General features: G+C 66.7%; 20 protein-coding genes. 10 read left to right on the top strand and 10 right to left on the bottom strand.

The features are described 5' to 3' along the window. Window positions 1-18: 18 nt before the first annotated feature. Both AB0I28_RS38415 and AB0I28_RS38420 read left to right on the top strand, forming a co-directional pair. A complete protein-coding gene (locus AB0I28_RS38415) occupies window positions 19-924 on the top strand; it encodes an aminoglycoside phosphotransferase family protein (RefSeq protein ID WP_357501057.1) in 906 nt (301 codons plus the stop codon). 96 nt (window positions 925-1,020) lie between these two features. Beyond that, the gene (locus tag AB0I28_RS38420) at window positions 1,021-2,256 is read left to right on the top strand and encodes an FAD-dependent oxidoreductase (RefSeq protein ID WP_357501058.1); all 1,236 of its coding nucleotides are present in this window, start codon (window positions 1,021-1,023) and stop codon (window positions 2,254-2,256) included. A gap of 58 nt (window positions 2,257-2,314) precedes the next feature. On the opposite strand, the gene AB0I28_RS38425 is transcribed toward AB0I28_RS38420, so the two are convergent. From AB0I28_RS38425 to AB0I28_RS38445, 5 genes are all read right to left on the bottom strand, one after another. Continuing rightward, window positions 2,315-3,079: a sporulation protein gene (locus tag AB0I28_RS38425; RefSeq protein ID WP_357501059.1), complete on the bottom strand. Its 765-nt coding sequence runs from the start codon at window positions 3,077-3,079 to the stop codon at window positions 2,315-2,317. An 86-nt stretch (window positions 3,080-3,165) separates the two neighbouring features. Then, window positions 3,166-4,098, bottom strand: a complete 933-nt coding sequence (locus AB0I28_RS38430; RefSeq protein ID WP_357501060.1) for a mycothiol acetyltransferase — start codon at window positions 4,096-4,098, stop codon at window positions 3,166-3,168. A 129-nt stretch (window positions 4,099-4,227) separates the two neighbouring features. Then, on the bottom strand, window positions 4,228-5,172 hold the full coding sequence (locus AB0I28_RS38435) for a permease prefix domain 1-containing protein (protein WP_357501061.1): 945 nt from the start codon (window positions 5,170-5,172) through the stop codon (window positions 4,228-4,230). Continuing rightward, the gene (locus tag AB0I28_RS38440; RefSeq protein ID WP_357501062.1) at window positions 5,169-5,510 is read right to left on the bottom strand and encodes a PadR family transcriptional regulator; all 342 of its coding nucleotides are present in this window, start codon (window positions 5,508-5,510) and stop codon (window positions 5,169-5,171) included. Before AB0I28_RS38440 ends, AB0I28_RS38435 begins: the two co-directional genes overlap by 4 nt. A 469-nt stretch (window positions 5,511-5,979) precedes the next feature. Further along, on the bottom strand, window positions 5,980-6,864 hold the full coding sequence (locus AB0I28_RS38445) for a LysR family transcriptional regulator (protein ID WP_357501063.1): 885 nt from the start codon (window positions 6,862-6,864) through the stop codon (window positions 5,980-5,982). 83 nt (window positions 6,865-6,947) lie between these two features. Here AB0I28_RS38445 and AB0I28_RS38450 point away from each other — a divergent pair, with 83 nt between their 5' ends. The 5 genes from AB0I28_RS38450 to AB0I28_RS38470 all read left to right on the top strand — a co-directional run bounded on the left by AB0I28_RS38450 (window position 6,948) and on the right by AB0I28_RS38470 (window position 11,818). Next, a complete protein-coding gene (locus tag AB0I28_RS38450) occupies window positions 6,948-7,838 on the top strand; it encodes an EamA family transporter (RefSeq protein WP_357501064.1) in 891 nt (296 codons plus the stop codon). 90 nt (window positions 7,839-7,928) lie between these two features. Continuing rightward, complete coding sequence (locus AB0I28_RS38455) at window positions 7,929-8,663, top strand: hypothetical protein (RefSeq protein ID WP_357501065.1); 735 nt, start codon at window positions 7,929-7,931, stop codon at window positions 8,661-8,663. Between the two features lie 86 nt (window positions 8,664-8,749). Then, a complete protein-coding gene (locus AB0I28_RS38460; protein ID WP_357501066.1) occupies window positions 8,750-10,174 on the top strand; it encodes a serine hydrolase domain-containing protein in 1,425 nt (474 codons plus the stop codon). A gap of 10 nt (window positions 10,175-10,184) precedes the next feature. Further along, entirely contained in the window at window positions 10,185-11,159 is a 975-nt protein-coding gene (locus AB0I28_RS38465) for a histidine kinase (RefSeq protein ID WP_357501067.1), read from the top strand. Then, complete coding sequence (locus AB0I28_RS38470; protein WP_357501078.1) at window positions 11,153-11,818, top strand: response regulator transcription factor; 666 nt, start codon at window positions 11,153-11,155, stop codon at window positions 11,816-11,818. The genes AB0I28_RS38465 and AB0I28_RS38470 overlap by 7 nt, the downstream gene beginning before the upstream one ends. A 47-nt stretch (window positions 11,819-11,865) precedes the next feature. Here AB0I28_RS38470 and AB0I28_RS38475 read toward each other — a convergent pair whose 3' ends face one another. Then, window positions 11,866-12,003 carry a hypothetical protein gene (locus AB0I28_RS38475; protein WP_357501068.1) on the bottom strand — a complete coding sequence of 46 codons (138 nt, stop codon included), beginning with the start codon at window positions 12,001-12,003 and terminating at the stop codon, window positions 11,866-11,868. Window positions 12,004-12,236: 233 nt separating this feature from the next. On the opposite strand from AB0I28_RS38475, the gene AB0I28_RS38480 reads away from it, so the two are divergent. Then, a complete protein-coding gene (locus AB0I28_RS38480; protein ID WP_357501069.1) occupies window positions 12,237-13,067 on the top strand; it encodes an alpha/beta hydrolase in 831 nt (276 codons plus the stop codon). A 4-nt stretch (window positions 13,068-13,071) separates the two neighbouring features. Continuing rightward, entirely contained in the window at window positions 13,072-13,848 is a 777-nt protein-coding gene (locus tag AB0I28_RS38485) for a MerR family transcriptional regulator (protein WP_357501070.1), read from the top strand. Between the two features lie 6 nt (window positions 13,849-13,854). On the opposite strand, the gene AB0I28_RS38490 is transcribed toward AB0I28_RS38485, so the two are convergent. Next, window positions 13,855-14,394 (bottom strand): hypothetical protein, encoded by a 540-nt coding sequence (locus tag AB0I28_RS38490; protein ID WP_357501071.1) that lies wholly within the window; start codon window positions 14,392-14,394, stop codon window positions 13,855-13,857. Next, window positions 14,391-15,149, bottom strand: a complete 759-nt coding sequence (locus tag AB0I28_RS38495; RefSeq protein WP_357501072.1) for an MBL fold metallo-hydrolase — start codon at window positions 15,147-15,149, stop codon at window positions 14,391-14,393. Before AB0I28_RS38495 ends, AB0I28_RS38490 begins: the two co-directional genes overlap by 4 nt. A 145-nt stretch (window positions 15,150-15,294) precedes the next feature. On the opposite strand from AB0I28_RS38495, the gene AB0I28_RS38500 reads away from it, so the two are divergent. After that, complete coding sequence (locus AB0I28_RS38500) at window positions 15,295-17,190, top strand: hypothetical protein (RefSeq protein ID WP_357501073.1); 1,896 nt, start codon at window positions 15,295-15,297, stop codon at window positions 17,188-17,190. Window positions 17,191-17,432: 242 nt separating this feature from the next. Here the strand turns inward: AB0I28_RS38500 and AB0I28_RS38505 are convergent, their stop codons facing one another. Further along, the gene (locus tag AB0I28_RS38505) at window positions 17,433-17,981 is read right to left on the bottom strand and encodes a rhomboid family intramembrane serine protease (RefSeq protein WP_357501074.1); all 549 of its coding nucleotides are present in this window, start codon (window positions 17,979-17,981) and stop codon (window positions 17,433-17,435) included. After that, window positions 17,978-20,399 (bottom strand): AAA family ATPase (locus tag AB0I28_RS38510; protein ID WP_357501075.1); only part of this gene is annotated, 2,422 nt, incomplete at its 5' end. The genes AB0I28_RS38505 and AB0I28_RS38510, both read right to left, overlap by 4 nt.

Raw genomic sequence — 20,399 nt, forward strand, 5'->3', positions numbered from 1 at the left:
ACAAGGGTGGAGGATGCCGTGATCGACGTACCGCCCGCACTTCTGGCCTTCGGGCGCTGGCAGCGCGAAGGCCGGGCGGGACGCGACTGGATTCGCGCGCTGCCGACGACCGTCGGCGGCCTGCTGACGCGCTGGGGCCTTGTCCCCGACGGCGAGGCCATGAACGGCTACAACGGCATGGCACTGCCGGTCCGCCGCGACCGGGAACCGCTCGTCCTCAAGGTGTCCTGGCCACAGGAGGCCGCCGACTGCCACGAGGCGCTGGCCTTGGCGGCCTGGGACGGCCGCGGCGCGGTGCGGCTCCTGGCCCACTCACCCGCCGAAGGCGCCCTCCTCCTCGAACGCGCACACGACCGCACGCCACTGCGCGAGGTCGTACTCGCCGACGCCGTCCCCGCGGCCGGCGTACTCCTGCGCCGCCTTGCCGTCCCCGCGCCGCCGGGTCTTCGGCACCTCACCGACCTCGCCGCCGAACTCGCCGCCGGCCTCCCCGGCCGCTGGAGAGAACTCGGCCGCCCCTTCCCCAGGCGCCGCCTCGAACTCGCCCACGGCCTCGCCCGCGACCTCGCCGCCCCCACCGGTGGCGACCCGCTCCTCGTCGACCACGACCTCCACTACGACAACGTCCTGGCCGCCGACCGCGAACCCTGGCTCGCCGTCGACCCGAAGGTCCTCGCCGGCGACCCGGAGTACCAGACGGCCCAGCTCCTGTGGACCCGCCTCGACGAGATGGACGGCCCCGCCGAGCTCCTCCGCCACTTCCACGCTCTCGTCGACGCCGCCGGCCTGTCCCCCGACCTCGCCCGCGCCTGGACCGTCGTCCGCTGCGCCGACTACCTCCTGTGGGGCCTGGCCGCCGGCTTCACCGAGGACCCCCGCCGGTGCGCCGCCATCCTTGACGCCTTCGCCGGGCGACGCGCCTGAGCAACGGCCGGGGGTGCCGACATCCCTCCCCCGCCTCCCGAAAGTCGATAGGCTCAACGGCGAATCCACGAATCCGCCCCTCATCGAGGAGGCCGTATGGACACCGCCGAAGTCGTCATCGTCGGCGCCGGGCTGGCCGGCGCGAAGGCCGCCCAGACCCTGCGGGAAGAGGGACTGACCGGCCGAATCGTGCTGATCGGGGCCGAAACCCGGCGGCCCTACGAGCGTCCTCCGCTGTCGAAGGGCTTCCTCAAGGGCGAGACGCCCGAAGACGAGATCTACGTCCACGCCGAGGACTGGTACAGCGCCAACGACGTGGAACTGCTGCTCGCCCGCCCGGTGACCGGCATCGACCGCGCGGGCCATCGTGTCGAACTGGCCGACGGCGAGCACATCGGCTACCGCAAGCTGCTGCTGGCGACGGGCGCCTCGCCGCGCCGGCTCGACGTGCCGGGCGGCAGTCTGGCCGGTGTCTTCTACCTGCGCGACTTCTTCGAGTCGGACGTGCTGCGCTCCGCCCTTCGCGAGGGCGGCGGCGGGCCGGTCGTGATCGTCGGGGGCGGCTGGATCGGCCTCGAAGTGGCTTCGGCCGCGCGCGGTTACGGCGCCGAGGTGACGGTCATCGAGCCGCAGCCGACGCCGCTGCACGCGGTGCTGGGGCAGCGGATGGGCGAGTTCTTCGCGCAGGTGCACCGCGACAACGGCGTGAGAATGCTGCTGGGGCAAAGCGTTGAGCGTTTCGTCGCCGACCCCGGGCGTCTCCACGGTGTGGTGACCTCCGACGGGACGCTGATCGAGACGGCCAACGTCATCGTCGGAATCGGTGCGATCCCCAACACCGAGCTGGCCGTCGAGGCGGGCCTGGCCGTCGACGACGGGGTGCTGGTCGACCAGCACTTCCGCACCGACGACCCCGACATCTTCGCCGCCGGTGATGTCGCGCGGGTCTACAAGCCGTTCTACGAGACGCATGTGCGCGTCGAGCACTGGGCGAACGCGCTCGACGGCGGTCCGGCCGCCGCGCGCGGGATCCTCGGCCGGGAGTTCGAGATGGACCCGGTGCCGTTCTTCTTCACCGACCAGTACGACCTGGGCGTGGAGTACGCCGGCTGGTACCCCAAGGGCGGCGCGGACTCGCTGGTGATCCGCGGCGACCCGGCCTCGCGCGAGTTCTATGCCCTGTGGCTCAACGGTCGCGTGGTCGTGGCGGGGATGCACGTGAACCAGTGGGACGAGGGCATCGCCCCCGTGCAGCGGATCATCCGCGAGCGCGGCGAGGTCGAGGCGAAGTTCCTCGCCGACCCCGAGGTGCCCTGGGCCGACCTGGTCTGACGTCCCCCGAACGCGGAGAGCCGGGCCGTCCACAAGGGACGACCCGGCTTCGGCTCGGCTAGAAGCGCCCGATCCAGCTGCTGATCTGGGCGGCCCAGTCCATCTTCTCGGCCTGCTCGTGGGTGACGTCGAAGCGGCCGATCGCGTCGTGCCCGGAGTGGAAGACCCCGCCGCGCTTGTCGGCCTCGATGATCACCGACATGCCGCCCGGGCTGGTCACGAAGGTCAACTCGACCTCGTTGACGCGGCCGTAGAGCTGCTGCGGCGGGTGGAACTCGATCTCCTGGTAGAACGGCAGGGTCTGCCGCACACCGCGGATCTGGCCGCGCTCCAGATCGGCGCGCTTGAAGTGGAAGCCGAGGCTCCCGAAGCCCTGGAGGACGCGCTCCTGCGAGGGCAGCGGAAGGACCGCGATGCCGTCCAGGTCGCCCTTGTCGACGGCCTTGGCCACCGACAGCTCGGTGCGCACCCCGAGGGTCATGCCGTGCAGGTGCTGTCCGAAGACCGCGGTGAGCGGGGTCTCCCAGGGGACCTGGAGCTGGAACGGGAGGCTGTAGTTCTGTCCGGCGCCCACCTGGAAGCGGCCGCCGGCCATCGCGCGCTGGAACTCGATGGTCGTGTCGTACTCGTTGTCGCCCGATTCCACCTCGACCCGGGTGACCAGGCCGAGGGCGACGTGCTCGATGTCGACCGGGTGGTCGCCGCCGGCGATGTGCACCTGGCCGGTGAGGACCGCACCGGGAACGGTGTCGGCGCGATCGAGGACTGTGTCGACACTCGGGCCACCGACGCCCAGTGCGCGCATCATCTTCTTGAAGACCACGGCAACTCTCCTTGTCAGACCGGTGGACGCTTCCACGGCAAGGGCAACCGATCGGCCCACCGGTCTTTCAAGTTAAGCGCCGCGTGTCAAATGGCGCCGGAGAACTCGCGTCGCGAAGCGAAATTGACGTAACCCGCGCTCTCGAAACCCTTGTACATCGCCACATTCCCGGCGTCGCAGTCGCCGCGGATCTCGGTGGCGCCGTTGGCGATCAGGATCTGTGTGCCGCGTGCCACAACGGAGGCGGAGTATCCCTTGCCGCGGTGGCCGGGTGAGACGCCGACGAATCCGATCACCGGATAACTCGGATTGCGCGCGGGAAGGCTCACCACCGCGACGTCTCCGGACTCGTCGTAGCCGAGCTCGAACCATTCCGGTTCGTGCTCCATGTCGGACATGTCCTTCAGGATCAGTTCGGCCGCGCCGCGCAGGCCCAGCTCGGCGACGTCTTCGAGGAGAAGGGAGTCGGCGGTGTCGGCGAGGATCCGCTCAAGAAGGTCGACGAAGGGCTTCTCGCCGAGTTCACTGAGGGAGCGCCACGTCAGCCGCGGGTCCTGGGCGGGAAGCTCGGAGCCGGCGAGCCACTGGAAACGGCGGCCGTCGCGGGCCGGGCGCAGGCCCGCCTCGGTGTAGAGGGATACGCGCGTCTCGGGCTCGAACTGCCACTGCGGGCCCTGGGCGGGGCCGTCGAGGACGTGCCCGATCTTCTCGGCGCCCAATCCCTTGGCGGCGGCGAAGCCGTGCCGGAGAATGCGCAGCGCGAGTTCGCGGTCGTTCCAGGGCGCCTCGAAGAGGACGAAGTCACTGGGCACTTCGCCACCGGGACGCGACCACAGAACGATGTTGCCGATGAGTTTCCCGTCGCCGTCTTCGGCGACGAAACACCATTCGGGGCGGGTGCAGCCTTTTGCGAGGAGATCGGTGAGATATGCGGCGGTCGCGTCGTTTCGCTCCCCCTGACCGTCCAATGTGGTCAGTCGGGGGAGTTCGGCGGCGCGGGCGGTGCGAATGTCAGTCAAGTAATCGCTTCCTTGAAGTCGGGATCGTCGATGATCTTAACGACGGCGCCGATCCTGGCAAGCCGATATTTACCGCACGGGAAAGGCCCCGGGAACGCGGGTGCGCTCCCGGGGCCTTCGTGGTGCTCGTCAGCGGTCGGCGGGCAGGGCCCGGAAGCGCTTGAACACCTCGGTGACGCTCACCGCGAGGATGATCAGGGCCGCACCGGAGTAGACGGCCGCGGGCGTGGTCCAGTCGCCGTTGACGTCGTCGACGAACTCGGGGTTGAGGATCATCTGCTTGTAGACGATCCAGGCCAGCGGCAGCGCGAACAGCGCCTCGGCGGCCGTGTAGACCAGGACCAGGGTCAGGTTCCAGCCGCGCATGACGATCCGGAAGCCCTCGATGACCGACATCGCGATCAGTCCGGCGATGATCGGCCAGATCCAGCCGTTCCACAGCTGCGGGTTGAGGATCTCCAGCTCGCGGCCGTCGTCGGCGGTGTAGGGGGCGGTGGTCTGGAACATGATCGCGAGGACCAGGAAGGTGTACCAGCCGATGGTCGCCCAGGCCGCGGCGCCGCCCTTGTCCGGTGTGCGCGGGTAGGGGAGCATGTCGGGCGTCCACTCGACCGACTTGGTGACCGCGTCCTGTCGCTTCACGCGGTCGATGAGCGCGAAGATCACCGTCAGCCACGCGATCATCTGGCCGCCGACGGTGAGGATCGCGCCGATCCCCGTGCCGATGAGCTGGCCGGCGTTCTTGTGGTCGAGCAGGTCGATGACGAGCACGACGACCACGACGATCGGCAGCGCCGTCGTCAGCAGCATCTTCAGCAGCCGGATGTAGGTCGGGTAGAAGTCGGGTCCGATCAGCGCGAGGGGCCGGTCGGCGTACTGGGCGGCGAGGCGGATCGGGTCGCCCATCTCGATGATGACCGCGCGCTCGGCCTCCTCGGGGGTGGCCTCGTCGCGGCCCTCGACGGTGTCGGCGATGGTGGCGCGCAGTTCGTCGGCGACGTCCTTGCGCTGGTCGGCGGGGATGCGGCGGACGACGGCGTCCACGTAGCGTTCGGTGAGGGTGGGGGTCGTCATTTCGTCGTCTCCGTGGTCAGTCGGGCGATGGACGCGGCGAGTTCCTGCCATTCACGCGTCAGTCCGGCGCGCACCCGGGAGCCCTCGTCGGAGGCTCGGTAGAACTTCCGGGGCCGCGACTCCTCGGTGTTCCATTCGCTGGTCAGCAGTCCCTGCTTCTCAAGGCGGCGCAGAAGCGGGTAGAGGGTGTTGCCGTCGACGGTGATTCCGGCGCCGTTGAGGGTTTCCAGGAGCGCATAGCCGTACTGCGGCTCGTCGAGCATGGCCAGGCAGGCCAGCACCACGGTGCCGCGGCGCAGTTCCTGCGCGAGGTTGAGAATCGTTTCTTCGGTGCCCACGAGAAACACTTTACTGTGCGCCGCACACTAACGTCAACACACATGACCGTGCGAGATGCCAGTAAGGTGTGCCGAATGGCCCCGACGGCGGCGTCGGCGCTGGTGAAGGGGTGTGGAGTGGCCCGCGTCTCACCGGATGTTCGCGGCGAGCGCGAGGCCACCCGTCGCTGACCGCGCCTGCGGTGGACAAGGCCCCGTGGTGAGGATGGCCGCACCGAAGGCGGCTGAAAGCACCGTCCACGACGAGACGGCCTTGGCCACGTAAAGGCCAGGCCGTCTCGGGGCGAGGAACGCAACGAGCCGGATCAGACGGCAGCTCGACGAGAACCCCGCCCCCAAGGCGGCGAGGCGATCGCCGGGCCCCCGACCGCCGGCTACGGACCTCGCTTCGCCTCAAGGGGCGAGTTCACCGGCGAGCGCGCTACTCGCGCGGCGATTCTCTTGCGCGAACCTTGCCCCGAGACGCGTCTCAGCCGCGGTACGCGGCGACCTCGTCGACGACGAGCGCGACCGCCGGCCACATGTGGCGGCCCGGCCGGGTCACGGCGAACATGCGCCGGCAGGCGATCTCACCGGGCAGCGGGATCATCTCGACCCCCTCGCGCACCGGCACGAAGGCCGGGACGAAGGCCACGCCCAGCCCGGCGGCGACGAAGTCGACGGCCAGGCCGAGCGAGTCGGCGCGGTGGGCGACCGTCGGCGTGAACCCGGCCATCCCGCACATGAACTCGACCAGTTCGGTGTCGTCGATCCCGCGCGAGTTGGCCACCCACGGCTCGTCTTGCAGCATTCGCAGGTCCTCGACGCGCGTCACCGGACCGAACTCGCCCGCCGGGACGGCGAGCAGGACCGGCACGGAGCAGATCCGGCGCACGGTGGTGCCGTTGTCGGCGAAGCGGGGGACGACGTTGTAGTCGTAGACGAAGCCGAGGTCGACCTCGTCGGCGTCGAGGAGTTCGGCGACCTCGGCGGGTTCGCGTTCCTGCATCTCCAGGCGCAACGCTGGGTGCGTCCGGCGCAGGCGGGCGGCGATCGAGATCAGGTCGTCCGACAGGACGCTGGCCGGCGCGGCGATCCGAAGGAGCCCGCCGGGTTCGCCGGAGGGGCCGATGTCGGCGCGGGCGATCTCGACGGCGGCGAGGATCTGCTCGGCGTGCTCGACGAGGCGGCGCCCGGCGGGGGTGAAGCGGACGGTCCGGCCGACGCGTTCCAGCAGCGTCGCGCCGACCTGCTTTTCGAGAGTCGCGAGCTGAACGGAGACCGTCGAGGTCCCGTAGCCGGTGGCCTTCGCCACAGCGCGCATCGTGCCCTGCCGGTGCAGTTCGACGAGGACGCGCAGCAAGTGAAGGTCCATGGCGCCAATGTTCACATATTCTGAACAGTTGGTCCAGAACTTCTCGCTGGACGTGGACGGTCGTGATCGGATCGGATGGGCCCATGACCGTCTTGACGCCCGCTCCCCCGCGCACGGCGGGCCCACTCGTGCCGACCGCGCTCACCCTCGGGTCCATGTCGCTGGTCCAGATCGGCCTGGCCGCCTCGACCGGTTTCTTCGAGCGCCTGAGTCCGGCGGGGACGACGTGGCTGCGGCTGTCGTGGGCGGCGGTGCTCCTGCTGATCGTGGTGCGGCCGAAGCCGTGGCGGTACTCGCCGCGCGACCTCGGCGGCGTGGCCGTGCTGGGCGCGGTGAGCGCGGGAATGACGCTGCTGTTCGCCGAGGCCGCCTCGCGGCTGCCGCTGTCGACGGCGGTGGCGATCGGTTTCCTCGGCCCGCTCGGGGTCGCCGTGGCGCGCCGGGCCGGGAGGCTGGGGCTGCTGTGGCCGCCGGTGGCCTTCGCGGGGATCCTGCTGGTGACCGAGCCCTGGCACGGCTCGGTGAACGCGCCCGGGCTGGCCTTCGCGATCGCCAACGCCTTCTGCTGGGCGGGCTACATGCTGCTGACACAGCGGGTCGCCGACCGGGTGCCGGGGCTGTCGGGACTCGCGATGTCGATGACGGTGTCGGCCTTGGTGGCGGCGGTGTTCGGCGCTTCGCATGCCCTGGCGCGGATGGACTCGCGCGACCTCGTGCTCGGCGCCGGCCTCGCGCTGCTGGTTCCGGCCCTGCCTTACGCGATGGAGATGCTGGCGCTGCGGCGGATGGCGGTCGGCGCGTTCGGGACGCTGCTGAGCCTGGAGCCGGCGATCGCTCTGGTGGTGGGATTCGTGGCGCTGCACCAGGTTCCGGCGTTGTGGCAGGTCGTGGGGGTCGGCCTGGTGACGGTCGCGGCCGCGGGGGCGGCGCGCGCGGGACGTCGAGAGCCCGTGGCGGGTCCGACCACGGTCTGATGCCCGGCGTCCTGGTCAGACCGGAGCCGTAGGGATAGTCGGGCCCCTGGTCCGACGCCCGATCGCCGCGTTGTCAACAGACTGGCTTCCATGACCGACTCCCCCGCCCGCGCCTTCCCCGTCGCCGAAGACGCCTTCGACCGCTGGATCGCCGGTACCGCCATGGTCCTGGCCCCGCCGACGCTGCTCGCCGCCGTGCTGACCCGCTTCGACGCCGGCCTGCTGTTCACCGCCCAGCTCGCCGCGCACGCCGAGTCGCCGGGCCGAATGACCGTGTCCTACACGCTTTTCGCGCTCGGGACGGTGTTGCTGCTGCCCGCCGTCCTCGGACTGGCCCGCCGGATCGGCGCGACCCGGCGGGGCTGGGCGCTGTGGGGCGGCGCGCTGGTGGTCCTCGGCCTGTTCACGCGGACCTTCCACGCCGGTGCCGACTACCTGGCGTTCCAGTTCGCCGACGTGCTCGGCGTTCAGGCCGCCGGGGACGTCGTCGGCGACACCTACGGCGCCTTCCACGTCTTCCGGTCCTTCTCGGTGGCGATCATGTTCGGCTGGATCGTGCTGGCGATCGGCGCGCGGCTGTCGGGCGCCCTCGGCTGGGTCGGGGCGGTGGGGCTCGGGCTGATGTCGGCGCTGCCGCTGGGCGTGCTCAAGGGTGCGACGGTGTTCTCGCTGGTCGCGGTGGGCGGGCTGGCGGTCGCGCTGGTTCCCTTGGGGCTCAAGGCATGTCGGTCGGGACCGGCGCCCCGGGCGGGCACGGTGGCGCGCTGGATCGGTCTGATCGTGGGCGTCTCGGCCCTCGCGACCGTCCTCGGGCAGCTCGGCTGAGCGCCGGCCACCCCTGACTTTCGTCGGGGGTGGCCGCTTGCTTCGGCCCCATGGAACGCCTCGCGAAACTCCATAGATTCACCGACATGAAGATCAAGCGCCTGCTCACGGGCCTGGCCGTCGCCGGTATCGCCGTCGCCCCGGCCGCCCCCGCCTTCGCCGAGTCGCCCACCGAGATGACCCCCGAGTCCATCGCCGCCTACGCCGAGAAGGCCTTCGACGACAGCGGCCTGCCCGCACTGTCCCTTGTGGTCACCAAGGACGACCGAGTGCTCTACGCCCACGGCTACGGCGAAGGCACCGACGGCGCCGCCGTCACCGCGCTGACCCCGATGCGCGTGGCCTCGCTCAGCAAGTCCTTCACCGCGATGGCCGTCATGAAACTCGTCGAGGCGGGGAAGATCCGGCTCGACGCCACCGTCGCCTCTCAACTTCCCGGCTTCACCATGGCCGACCCCCGCTTCGCCGAGATCACCGTCCGCCACCTGCTCAACCAGACCTCCGGCCTGTCCGACCGCGGCCTCGACGCCGAAGCCGTGACCGGCTCGCCCGACCTCGCCGCCGTCGCCTCCAGCCTCGCCGACGGCGAGCTCATGCGCGACCCGGGCGCCGACTACGAGTACTGCAACGCCAACTACGACCTGGCCGCCGCCCTCGTCGAGGCCGCCTCGGGCGAGCCCTTCGCCGAGTACCTGGACCGCGAGGTCTTCGACGCCCTCGGCATGACCGGCACCTCCCTCGGCGAGGCACCCGAGGGGTACATCGAGGGCTTCGGCGTCTGGGCGACCGCCGCCGAGATCGACGACGGCCCACTGGTCGGCGGCTCCGGGAACGTGGTGTCGAACGCCGAGGACATGGGCCGGTGGCTCATCACTCAGAACGGCTTCGGTCCGCAACTGGTCGGACCCGAGTCACTGTCCACGATGCACAGTTCGTCGGCGGTCGACGAGTACGCCATGGGCTGGGGCGTCGAACAGCCCGGGGACGGCGGCCCGGCCAGGCTCGCCCACGCCGGGAACCTGTTCACCTACACCGCCAACCAGGTCATCATCCCCGAGACCGGCTACGGCTTCGCCGTGATGACCCCGTCCTCGGCGCTCTACGACGAGTCCTACGACGTGCTCACCGGCCTGGTCGACATGTCCCAGGGCCGCGCCGCCGGTGAGGTCGGCACCCTGTGGACGGTCGAGCTGGGCATCGGCGTAGCGGTCCTGGCCGCGATCGGGCTGGGGGTTCTGGGAGTGGTGCGGGCCCGGCGCTGGGCGCAGCGGCGGTCGGGGCACCCGGTCTGGCGGTTCGCGCTGCGGCTGAGCCCTCTCGCGCTGCCGGTGCTGCTCCTGGCGGCCTACCCCTCGCTCGTGGCGCTGCTCTACCGCCGCGACATCACCTGGGAGCAGTGCTGGTACCGGGCGCCGTCGGTGCTGATCCTCCTGGTGGCGGGTGCGGCGGCGGGGGTCGCGGTGATCACCGCCCGGGTCGCCAGGGTCCGTGCGGCTCGTGTCGCCCGATAGCCTTCGCATCGTGAAGATCACCATCGCGCTGCTGCTCACGGCGGGCCTGGCCCTGTGGAACGGGGTCGAGCTCGCCGTGAGCGGCGACGTATGGCGGGTGCTCCTGGCGATCGTGCTGGGAGTGCTCGCGTATGTGCTCGGGCGACGGTTCTCGGTCGCCCGCGACGGGTGGGCGCTGCTGGTCGCGGCGGTCGCCGGCGTGGGGTTCGCCTTCGCCGATCCGTGGGACTGGTTCACCGGGTCGGTCGCCTTCGTGCTGGGGATCGTCCTGCCCTGGTTCGCGGGACGGTTCCGGCGCCAGCAGGTGGAGTTGATCGCGGCGGGCCGGGAACGTGTCGAGGCGCTGGAACGCGAGCAGGCCCTGATCGCCGCCGACGCCCGGCGGCGCGAGCGCGAGCGGATCGCGGCCGACATGCACGACTCACTAGGGCATGAGCTGGCGCTGATCGCGCTGCGCGCGGGGTTGCTGGAGTTGACGCCCGGGCTCGGCGAGGAGCAGTCGCGGGCCGTCGGGGAGTTGCGGGCAGCGGCGGGGAGCGCGACCGAGCGGTTGCGGCAGACGATCGGCCTGCTGCGGGAGGACGCCGAGCCGTCGGTGATCCCCGCCGACGAGAGTGTCGAGGACCTGGTCGAACGCGCCCGCGCCGCCGGACTGGATGTGACGCTCGACCGGGACGCCGGTGTGCCGCCGTCGGGCACCCTCGCCGACCGCGCCCTTCACCGCGTCGTTCAGGAATCCCTGACCAACGCCGCCAAACACGCACCGGGAGCACGCGTGCGGGTCCGTGTCACCCATACCGCCGACGGGACGCACGTACTCGTCCGCAGTCCCCTGGTGCCCGAGGCCCGACAAGGCGCAGGCGGCGGCCAAGGTCTCATCGGCCTCGCCGAGCGCGTCCGGCTCGCCGGCGGCACCTTCGAAGCCGGCCCCGCCGGCGGCGACTTTCGCGTCACCGCCGTTCTCCCGATGGAGGAGTCATCGTGATCCGCCTACTGCTCGCCGACGACGAGCTGATGATCCGGGCCGGCGTGAAGGCCGTCCTCGCCACCGACGCGGGGATCGAGGTCGTCGCCGAGGCCGGTGACGGGCACGAGGCCGTGGAGTCGGCTCGCCTCCACCGTCCCGACCTGGCGCTGCTGGACATTCGCATGCCCCGGCTGGACGGCCTGGGGGCCGCCGCCGAGCTGCGCAAGGCCGTGCCGGAGACGGCGGTGGTCATGCTCACGACCTTCGGTGAGGACGCCTACATCGCCAAGGCGCTGGCCGAGGGCGTGGCGGGGTTCCTGCTGAAGTCGGGGGATCCGCGCGAGCTGATCGCCGGGGTGAAGGCGGTCGCGGAGGGCGGGGCGTACTTCTCGCCGACCATCGCCAAACGCGTCATCAGCCGAGTCGGCCCGGAGCGGCTGGAGCGGACCGAGCGGGCCCTGGAGCTGGTGAGCGGTCTGACCGACCGCGAGCGCGACGTGCTGGGGCTGCTGGGCCGGGGCCTGCCCAACGCCGAGATCGGGCGGAGGCTGTTCCTGGTCGAGGGGACGGTGAAGGCGCACGTCAGCGCGATCCTCGCGAAGCTGGGCGCCCCGAACCGGGTGCGGGCGGCGATCATCGCGTACGAGGCGGGGATCGTGGGGGACGGGGAAGGGTAGGCGCCGAAGGCCGGGCAGGACAGCCGGGCCTTCGGCGCTCGGCCGGGCTAACGGGCCGAGTTGGCAGCGCGCTCCTCGGCACCGCCCAAGACCCAGGCGGTGAAGGCCTCGACGCCGTCCACGGCGCAGAAGGTGCACCAGGCGAGGATGACGGTGGTCGCCACACAGCCCCACGGCCAGTTCATCGTCGCGCCTCCGTCGGCTCGGGTCCGCGGTGGAGACAGGGGTGGGGCATGGGGGCTCTTCACATCGGCCCTGACTGGTGCCTGATCGCGAAATCCGCCGACGCGCCCGAGAGCTCCGACTGTCCTCGTGAGGTTCCGCCGACCGGGTGGAGCGGCACCGTTCCACCCCTGTGACCCAGCCCACCGAAATCCGCGCTTGACCTTGACCCGAGGTCAAGCCGCAAGCTGACGTCATGAACGACACCACAATGACCAACGCGCCCGTTCCCTCCGCCGCTCCCGCCACCCCCTGGACCGGCATGCTCCCCATCGAGGACACCGCCCTCGCCGTCAGCGACACCGGCGGCCCCGGCACACCCGTCGTCTACCTCAACGGGGCCTTCGCCGGCTCCCGCCACTGGAAACCCGTCATCGCCGCCCTCGGCGACGGTTTCCGCCACATCACCTTCGACGAGCGGGCCCGCGGCAAGTCGAAACGCTCCGCCGACTACTCTTTCGAAGGCTGCATCCGCGACCTCGACGCCGTCCTCACCGCCCGCCGCGTCGCCCGGCCGATCCTGGTCGGCTGGTCCTACGGCGCCCTCATCGCCGCCCACTGGGCCGCCCGCCACCCCGACCGCCTCACCGGAGCCGTCGGCGCCGACGGCCCCTACCCCGCCGGCTGGACCGACGAAGCCGGCCACGAGCGCATCCGCAAGCTCTTCGCCCGCATGCGCTGGATGATGCCCTTCGTCCGGCCCCTCGGCCTCGCCGCCCGCATGACGGCCGCGCAGCACGCCGAGTCGGCCATCGAGTCCCACCTCCTCCACGCCGCCCTCGAACCCGTCCTCGACTCCATCCGGGTCCCCTTCCGCTACGTCGTAGCCTCCGGAGAAGCCTTGGGCAGCAAGGGAACCGAGCAGGAGGACATGCGCCTGACCATCAACCCCGTGCTCTCCCGCAACCTTCACCTCAAGGTGAGCGCGAAGGTCGCGGGCGACCACGGCTCGATCCTGCGCAAGGACTTCGCCGCCATCGCCGCCGCGACTCGCGAGGTCGCCGCCACCGTCGATGTGGTTCGCTGATGCCATGACGGACGGACTCACCATCGGCCAGGCGGCGGCGTACGCGGGCATCACGGTCAAGACCGTGCGGCACTACCACCGCCTCCGCCTGATCGGCGAACCCGCCCGCGACAAGTCCGGGTACCGCCGCTACACGTCGGCGGACCTGCTGCGGCTCGTCCAGGTCCGCACTCTCGCCGCCGCCGGCGTTCCCCTCGCGGGCATCGGCGACATGCTCGAAGCCGAACCCGGCGCGTTCGCCACCACCCTCGCCGAGGTCGAACAGCGCCTCACCGACCGCATCGACGACCTCGTCGAACGACGCGACACCCTCCGCCGCCTCGCCGACGGCGACCGCGCCCTACTCCCCGCCAGAGCCACCGCCCTGCTGGATCTGGCCTCCGAAAAGGGATTCAGCGCCGACGACACCGCCCTCGTCCGCGAAAGCCTCGTCCTGGTCCGGGCCCTCGCGCCCGACGACTTCGACGACTACCTCGCCCACGGCGAGCGCGTCATCGCCGACCCCGGCTACATGGCGCTCCTCCAGCGCTCCGGCCACGTCGCCGAACTCGACCCCGACGACCCCCGCGTCGACGAGCTCGCCGCCGACATGAGCGCACACCTGACCGCCAACCCCGACCTGATCCCCACCCTCAGCGGCCTGGACTTCCGTACCGACGGCGCCGCCCGCTTCGACCTGCTCTACCACTACGGCGAGGACCAGAAACCCGCCCTGGCAAGGCTCACCGCACTGATCGAGGCGCACCTGGCGGCGGCCGGGCACCGGATCCCGGGGTCCTGAACCACATCACCTGCCCGCGGTCCACACCTCCGCCGCCGTGAGGAAAGCCGAGGAGGACGGCCGCTCCGGCGGGCCCTCCACCCTCACCGCCCCGGCGAGTTCCACGCCCGCGACCCGGATCGAACCGTGCCGCACCGGCGCGAGCACCAGCGACAGGCCGTGCGGCACTCCGTCGAGGTCGAAGGAGTCGGTCGCGAAGGTGCGCCGGTCGAGCACGCCGTCGGCGTAGACCTCGACGTCGCCGGCCTTGACCGCCAGGGACTCCAGGCTCAGCCGCACGTCCACCTCGATCTCCTCCACAGTGGACTCCGGCCAGTCGAGGCCGGCCACTTCGGGGAAGTGCCTGGTGAAGTCGCGCTCCAGCCAGCGCGTGAGCACCGGGTCGCCGCCGAACAGACGCACCGATCCCTTGTGCCACAACACCAGCGCGGCCCCGGCGCCGTGCACCGACCAGTCGGCGACCCACACCGAGGCGAAGGCGCTGACCGCGCCCTGTTCGTCGAAGAGCCGCACGATGGGGTTGGCCCCCACCAGGAGCACCGTCATTCCTGCTCGCCCCTCGGCCTGCGGCGGAAGCGGCCGGTCGCGGTCATCAGACCCGCCGCCGCCGACCAGCCGCCGCGCCTGCGCGGTGGGCTGTGGCTGTCGACGTACCACTCGTACCCCTCCGACAGGAAGGACCGCACCATCGCCAGATCCGTGGTGTCGTCGGGTTTGCGGACGTTGAAGGGCGGAGCGTAGAAGGAGTCGCCGAGCAGCATCACCGAGGCGTCGGGGACCACGACGACCGTCGAGTCGGGCGCGTGCTGCCCGCCGACGTGGCGGACCTCGACGTCGTAGGGAAGGGTCAGCGTGTCGGTGAAGACGCGGGTCGGCGGCAGGACCGCGAAGCCCTCCCAGGATCCGGCCATCGCGCGGATCCGGGCGCCGTAACTGGGTTCCAGCAGGGGATCGGCGGCCATGCCCGCGCGCAGGTACTCCTCGCTCCACGGCCGCTTCGCCTCCTCGGCGAGGATCTGCGCGCCGGCCTCGTGGCCGATGATCTCCACACCGTCCCAGGCGCCCGCGCCCCAGGTGTGGTCCCAGTGGTGGTGGGTGAACACGAGCCAGCGCGGGTCGGGCAGCGACGCGTCGCGCATCGCCTGGCGGACAAGGGAACCGTGCGCGGGGCTGTGCCCCGCGTCGACGATGACGCTGCCGTCGTCGCCGGTGATGACCGCTACGGAGCCCTGGACTCTGGCGCCGTCGGGGTCGGCCGGGTACAGCCAGACACGGCCGGACAGTTGCTCGATGGAAGGCACGCGCACAGTCTGCCGCACCGTGCGGCATGCCGCCACCGTGCGTGACCTGCGTAAGTTGACCTAAAGCGGTCATGATCCGTCAGCCCACTCACTGATCGGCCCTCACCGGAGGACCGCCCTTTCGACACCTTGACAAGGGACCCCCGTGCCAAAACCCAGACTGCGGCAGCGTTTCCGCTACAGATTCGACAACACCATGTCCAAGGGCGCGCCGGCGCTCGTGACGTGGCTCGTGCTCATCACCTTCGCGCTGGTCGCGGTCGCGGGCACGCTCGTCGTGCTCGTCTCGCCCCAGACCGACGAGGAGGGAAAGCGGCTCGGCTTCTTCGACAGCCTCTGGACGAGCCTCCTGCACGTGCTCGATCCCGGGACCGTCACCGGCGACGAGCCGACCGGCGTCTTCGTCATCATCATGATGGCCGTGACGATCGGCGGGATCGTCATCGTCTCCAGCCTCGTCGGCATCCTGACCACCGGCCTCGACGACAAGCTCACCGAGCTGCGCAAGGGCCGCTCGCTGGTCGTGGAGACCGGACACACCGTCGTGCTCGGCTGGTCGGACCAGATCTTCACCGTCATCAGCGAACTCGTGGAGGCCAACGAGTCCGAGCGCCGGGCCTGCATCGCCATCCTCGCCGACCGCGACAAGGTCGAGATGGAGGACGAGATCAAGGCGAAGCTCGGGTCGACGAAGTCGACGAAAGTGGTGTGCCGCACCGGAAACCCCGTCGATCCCGACGACATCCGGATCGTCAACCCCGACACCGCCAAGTCGATCATCCTGCTCACCTCCGACGAGCCCGACCCGGACGCGCAGCTGGTCAAGTCGCTGCTCGCGGTCACCCACGGCAACCCCGACCGGAGCAACCCGTACCACGTCGTGGCCTCGGTCGCCGAGAGCCGCAACCTGCCGGCCGCGCAGCTCGCCGGGGGGCGCGAGGCGCAGATCATCGACGCCGACGACGTCACCGCGCGGCTGATGGTGCAGACGTGCCGCCAGTCCGGGCTGTCGGTGGTCTACACCGACCTGCTCGACTTCGGCGGCGACGAGATCTACCTCGCCGAGGAGCCCCGCCTGGCCGGCGCCTCCTTCGCGCAGGCACAGCTGGCGTACCGCAAGTCGGCGGTGATCGGCCTTCAGACGCCCGACGGCAAGTGCCACCTCAACCCGCCCGCGCGCACCCCCGTCAATCCCGGCGACCGGCTCATCCTCATCGCCGAGGACGACAGCGCCGTGCACCTCGACGGCAGTCGGCCGGCCATTGTGGAGCAGGGCATCGTCGCGCGCGGGAAGCACTCCGCGCGCCCCGAGCGGACGCTCATCCTGGGCTGGAACGCGCGCGCCGGAAGCGTTCTGCGCCAGCTGGACGCCTACGTGTCACCGGGATCGAGCGCCGACGTCGTCACCGACCATCCCGGTGCCGCGGCGAACCTGTCGGAGCTGGGCCACCAGATGCGCGTGATCGGGCTGAACTACAAGACCGACGACACCACCGACCGCCGCGCCCTCGAAGGGCTCAACGTCGGCGTGTACGACCACATCATCGTGTTGTGCTGCGACAACGTGCCGGCCCAGCTCGCGGATTCGCGCACCCTGGTGACCCTGCTTCACCTGCGGGACATGGCCGAGAAGGCCGGCGCCAAATACCCCGTCGTCAGCGAGATGTCCGACGACCGCAACCGCGGGCTGGCGCAGGTCACGCAGGCCGACGACTTCATCGTGAGCGAGAAGCTGATCAGTCTCATGCTCACGCAGATCGCGGAGAACCCGCACTTGGCGGCGGTGTTCGCGGATCTGTTCGACCCGGAGGGTTCGGAGATCTACCTGAAGCCGGCGGAGTACTACGTTCGGTTGGGCATGCCGCTGACGTTCTACACGGTCGCGGAGAGCGCGATCCGCCGTGGGGAGACGGCGATCGGGTACCGGCTGGCGGCGCAGGCGCAGGTGGCGCCGAACTTCGGGGTACATCTCAACCCCGACAAGGGCGAGATGGTGACGCTGGGGCCGAACGACCGGGTAATCGTCCTGGCGGAGGACTAGGACGGGGCGGGCCGGGGGCAGACCAGGGGCAGGGCACGGTAAGGCAAGGCAAGGCAAGAGGGGGAAGATTGGCTCTTTATTGAGAACCATTGCCCTATTTGCGCCGCCGCAACGGCTTGCCAAAATTTTTGCCGCTCAGAGTTAGCGCTTTTTCAAGAAGTGATAGGCAACGAGGCAAGTATTGAACGTGAACAGTATTTGTTAGAGGGCGCTGGGCGCTGTGTTTACCGTATTTCAGCGCGCTAACGTTTTTTCTCGCTTTTGTTGATCAACCAAGCAAATAAAATACCCGATAACGCGCCAGCAATATGGGATTCTGTCGAAATATATTGATGAACGGGTAATAAGCCGCTCGCCATTGCACCAAAATAAAATAACACTAACAATGCGATGGCGATATCCGCGAATTTTCGGCGCAAAAAACCTTGGGCAATCAACAACCCCCACAACCCAAAAATCCAACCGCTCGCGCCAACATGTACGGCATTACGGCCTACTAGCCATACCATCAGCCCGCCAACAACAATAATAAATAGTGAAGCAACGAGATAAAACTTGATGGTGCGATGGAGTAATAGGGCACTGAGTATAATCAGCGGTGGAAGATTACTGAATAAGTGATCCCATCTTCCGTGAATAAAAGGGGCAAGCAAAATCCCTATCAACCCACTGAGAGTACGAGGGACAATACCAAAATGAATAAGCTCACCCGCTGTTAGGCTATTAATCAACTGAATGCCAATTAATATGGCAACTAAAGCGACTAATAGTGTCACGCGGGGGTATTTCATTCGGCTTTACCTAATGCTTGAACACTTTCGACTAAAGAGGCGAGTTGGACAACCACTCGGTCACCAATATCAGTATTATCACCACCAAGGGCTTTATTACGCATAAAGTCTTTCTTGATTTGTTGCCAGCGTGCGGCTTCTTTTTCGGTTAGTGTTCCTCGTAACTCTGCGAGTTTTAATAAATTTTCCTCTGCACCCGTTGTGAGCAATTGCGCTTCACCGAGGTAGTGGTCATCTAATAACCGCTCCAGCTCTTCATCATTCATAACAGAAGAGACTTTTTCACTGAGTTTATTCATATTTCGGTAACTGCCTTGCAAACGAAATGCAGGTTCAGTGCGGTATTTGTCCGATTGAGCTGCGCTGGCAATATATTGCTGATTGACCTTCAACACAATGTCGCGAAGTTTAACTAATTGTTTGATGACTAAAACTATTTCGTTTATTTCGGCGTCAGAGTAAGGGTAACTCAGTGTATTGGTTGAAACCGATTTCCCCATGGCTTTATCTACAAGGAGATATAAGTCATTGAGATCTCTGAGTGCCAGAGGGGCTAAAACGGGGTTCGAGGTTAAGCTATTTTCGATATAGCTTAATGCGAAAGCCTCATCCATCCCACCTAATACTTCCCCGAGGTTATAGATATCGGCACGGTTAGCTAACATATCTGGGATACGGAATACTTCGCCAGATTCGGTATAGGGGTTCCCTGCCATCACCACACAGAATTTTTTGCCGCGCATATCATAGGTTTTGGTTTTGTTTTTCCAAACCCCTTCAATACGCCGTGTTCCATCACACAGGGAAATGAATTTCTGTAAGAATTCAGGGTGTGTATGCTGGATGTCATCCACATACAGCATGACGTTATTTCCCATTTCAAGGGCTAAATTGAGTTTTTCTAGCTCTTGCCTCGCGGTAGCATTCGGTGCTTGTGCAGGGTCAAGTGAAAGCACATCATGACCAAGTGCAGGGCCATTGACTTTCATGAAAATCAGCCCCAAGCGATCAGCGGCGTATTCCATTAAAGTAGTTTTACCGTAACCAGGCGGGGAGATCATTAACAGTAGCCCCATTAAGTCGGTACGTTTTCCTTCACCGAGTGCGCCGATTTGCTTCGCCATGTTATCGCCAATAATGGGTAAGTAGACATCATTAATCAGTTTGTTACGTACGAAAGAGCTCAATGGCTTAGCTTTAAACTCATGCAATTTTAAGCGGCTACGTTCCTCTGTTACGATGCGTTGTCGCAAAGCTTGGTATTGGCGGAATTCAGGGATAAAGCGTTTTCGCTGCCCGCGCATCCGGCTAAAGTAATTATCTAAGCTGAGTGATAGCGTTTGGTTTTCAATGGTTGGGTGTTCCCCCAGTAAACCGCTGACTTTAAAGTAAAGATCAGCTTCGCTGTAGCGGGCAGAAGCCACTTTATCTAAAATAATAATGGCAATTGCACCAGGTATATAAGGTACTAGATGTGCGAATTGAGGGGTTGAGCACAGCCCTTGCAGCCAATTTTGAATAAGTGACCAACGTTGGGCGTAGCGTGTACCTAAATTTTGTTGGGAACGATTGAAATCGAGCCACATATGGGCTTCTTCTAAGCGTTCTTGTAACGCTAGAACGAGTTCTTTTGCATATTTACTGTAGACCAGTTCGATAGGCGTTCGTGCTAATGCAAAGCTCAGATATTCCGCAGCTTGTGTTTGCTCATAACTTTGGCATTGAATAGGATTATCTTGTAAAAACAAACTGATATTGGCTTCAATTTCCGCTTGTAGGTCAAGTAAGGCATTATCATTATGGAACAGCTGATGAATGTTCATCGCTGTTCTAGCACGTTCAGGCCAAAGAGCGGGGAATTCTTCGTTTTGGGCTATTTCCCAGTAAATCGCTGCAATTGCACGCGCAGTCGGGTTATAACGCAGAAGATCGGCACTCTCCCCGACAGGAATTAATTTTTTTAAGATTGCAATGGCATCGTGGTCGTGAATCCCTTTTTCATAGCCTTCTTTGTAGCGTGGGCCTGCAAAATCGCGCACGATTTTTTCCAGCTTTTCAGGGGAAGTTAACGCGCTGGTTAACAACGCCATGTTGAGTTCGTCTTGGCGTTTAGCGGCAGAATAAATAATCGAATAAGCAAGGTACTCCGCGCGATAAACTGTCTCTGACTCAGATTCTAAGGTTGCCGTCCAATAAGGCTGTAACTGTGTGAGCTCTTCATTTTCAATCGGTTCCTGAAAATCCGTACCCGTGAGATATACCCAGAGTTGGTTATTTTTAGGCAAGATAGTGAGGTCTAGCTCTTGCGTGTTAACGCTAAACCGATGGCGACCCAATTTGATGATATTACCGCCATCTTCAAAAATATCGGTTTTATCGCGCAGAATGCGGATAGCTTGATCACGAGATGCTTTTAAG

The sequence above is a fragment of the Phytomonospora sp. NPDC050363 genome (assembly GCF_040655735.1).
Taxonomy (GTDB): Bacteria; Actinomycetota; Actinomycetes; order Mycobacteriales; family Micromonosporaceae; genus Phytomonospora.

Excerpts from the sequence above, each read along its gene's own strand:
- AB0I28_RS38485 (WP_357501070.1), top strand. The coding sequence starts at position 13,072 with ATGACGGACGGACTCACCATCGGCCAGGCGGCGGCGTACGCGGGCATC.
- AB0I28_RS38455 (WP_357501065.1), top strand. The coding sequence starts at position 7,929 with ATGACCGACTCCCCCGCCCGCGCCTTCCCCGTCGCCGAAGACGCCTTC.
- AB0I28_RS38490 (WP_357501071.1), bottom strand. The coding sequence starts at position 14,394 with ATGACGGTGCTCCTGGTGGGGGCCAACCCCATCGTGCGGCTCTTCGAC.
- AB0I28_RS38480 (WP_357501069.1), top strand. The coding sequence starts at position 12,237 with ATGAACGACACCACAATGACCAACGCGCCCGTTCCCTCCGCCGCTCCC.
- AB0I28_RS38505 (WP_357501074.1), bottom strand. The coding sequence starts at position 17,981 with ATGAAATACCCCCGCGTGACACTATTAGTCGCTTTAGTTGCCATATTA.
- AB0I28_RS38460 (WP_357501066.1), top strand. The coding sequence starts at position 8,750 with ATGAAGATCAAGCGCCTGCTCACGGGCCTGGCCGTCGCCGGTATCGCC.
- AB0I28_RS38435 (WP_357501061.1), bottom strand. The coding sequence starts at position 5,172 with ATGACGACCCCCACCCTCACCGAACGCTACGTGGACGCCGTCGTCCGC.
- AB0I28_RS38475 (WP_357501068.1), bottom strand. The coding sequence starts at position 12,003 with ATGAACTGGCCGTGGGGCTGTGTGGCGACCACCGTCATCCTCGCCTGG.
- AB0I28_RS38420 (WP_357501058.1), top strand. The coding sequence starts at position 1,021 with ATGGACACCGCCGAAGTCGTCATCGTCGGCGCCGGGCTGGCCGGCGCG.
- AB0I28_RS38450 (WP_357501064.1), top strand. The coding sequence starts at position 6,948 with ATGACCGTCTTGACGCCCGCTCCCCCGCGCACGGCGGGCCCACTCGTG.
- AB0I28_RS38445 (WP_357501063.1), bottom strand. The coding sequence starts at position 6,864 with ATGGACCTTCACTTGCTGCGCGTCCTCGTCGAACTGCACCGGCAGGGC.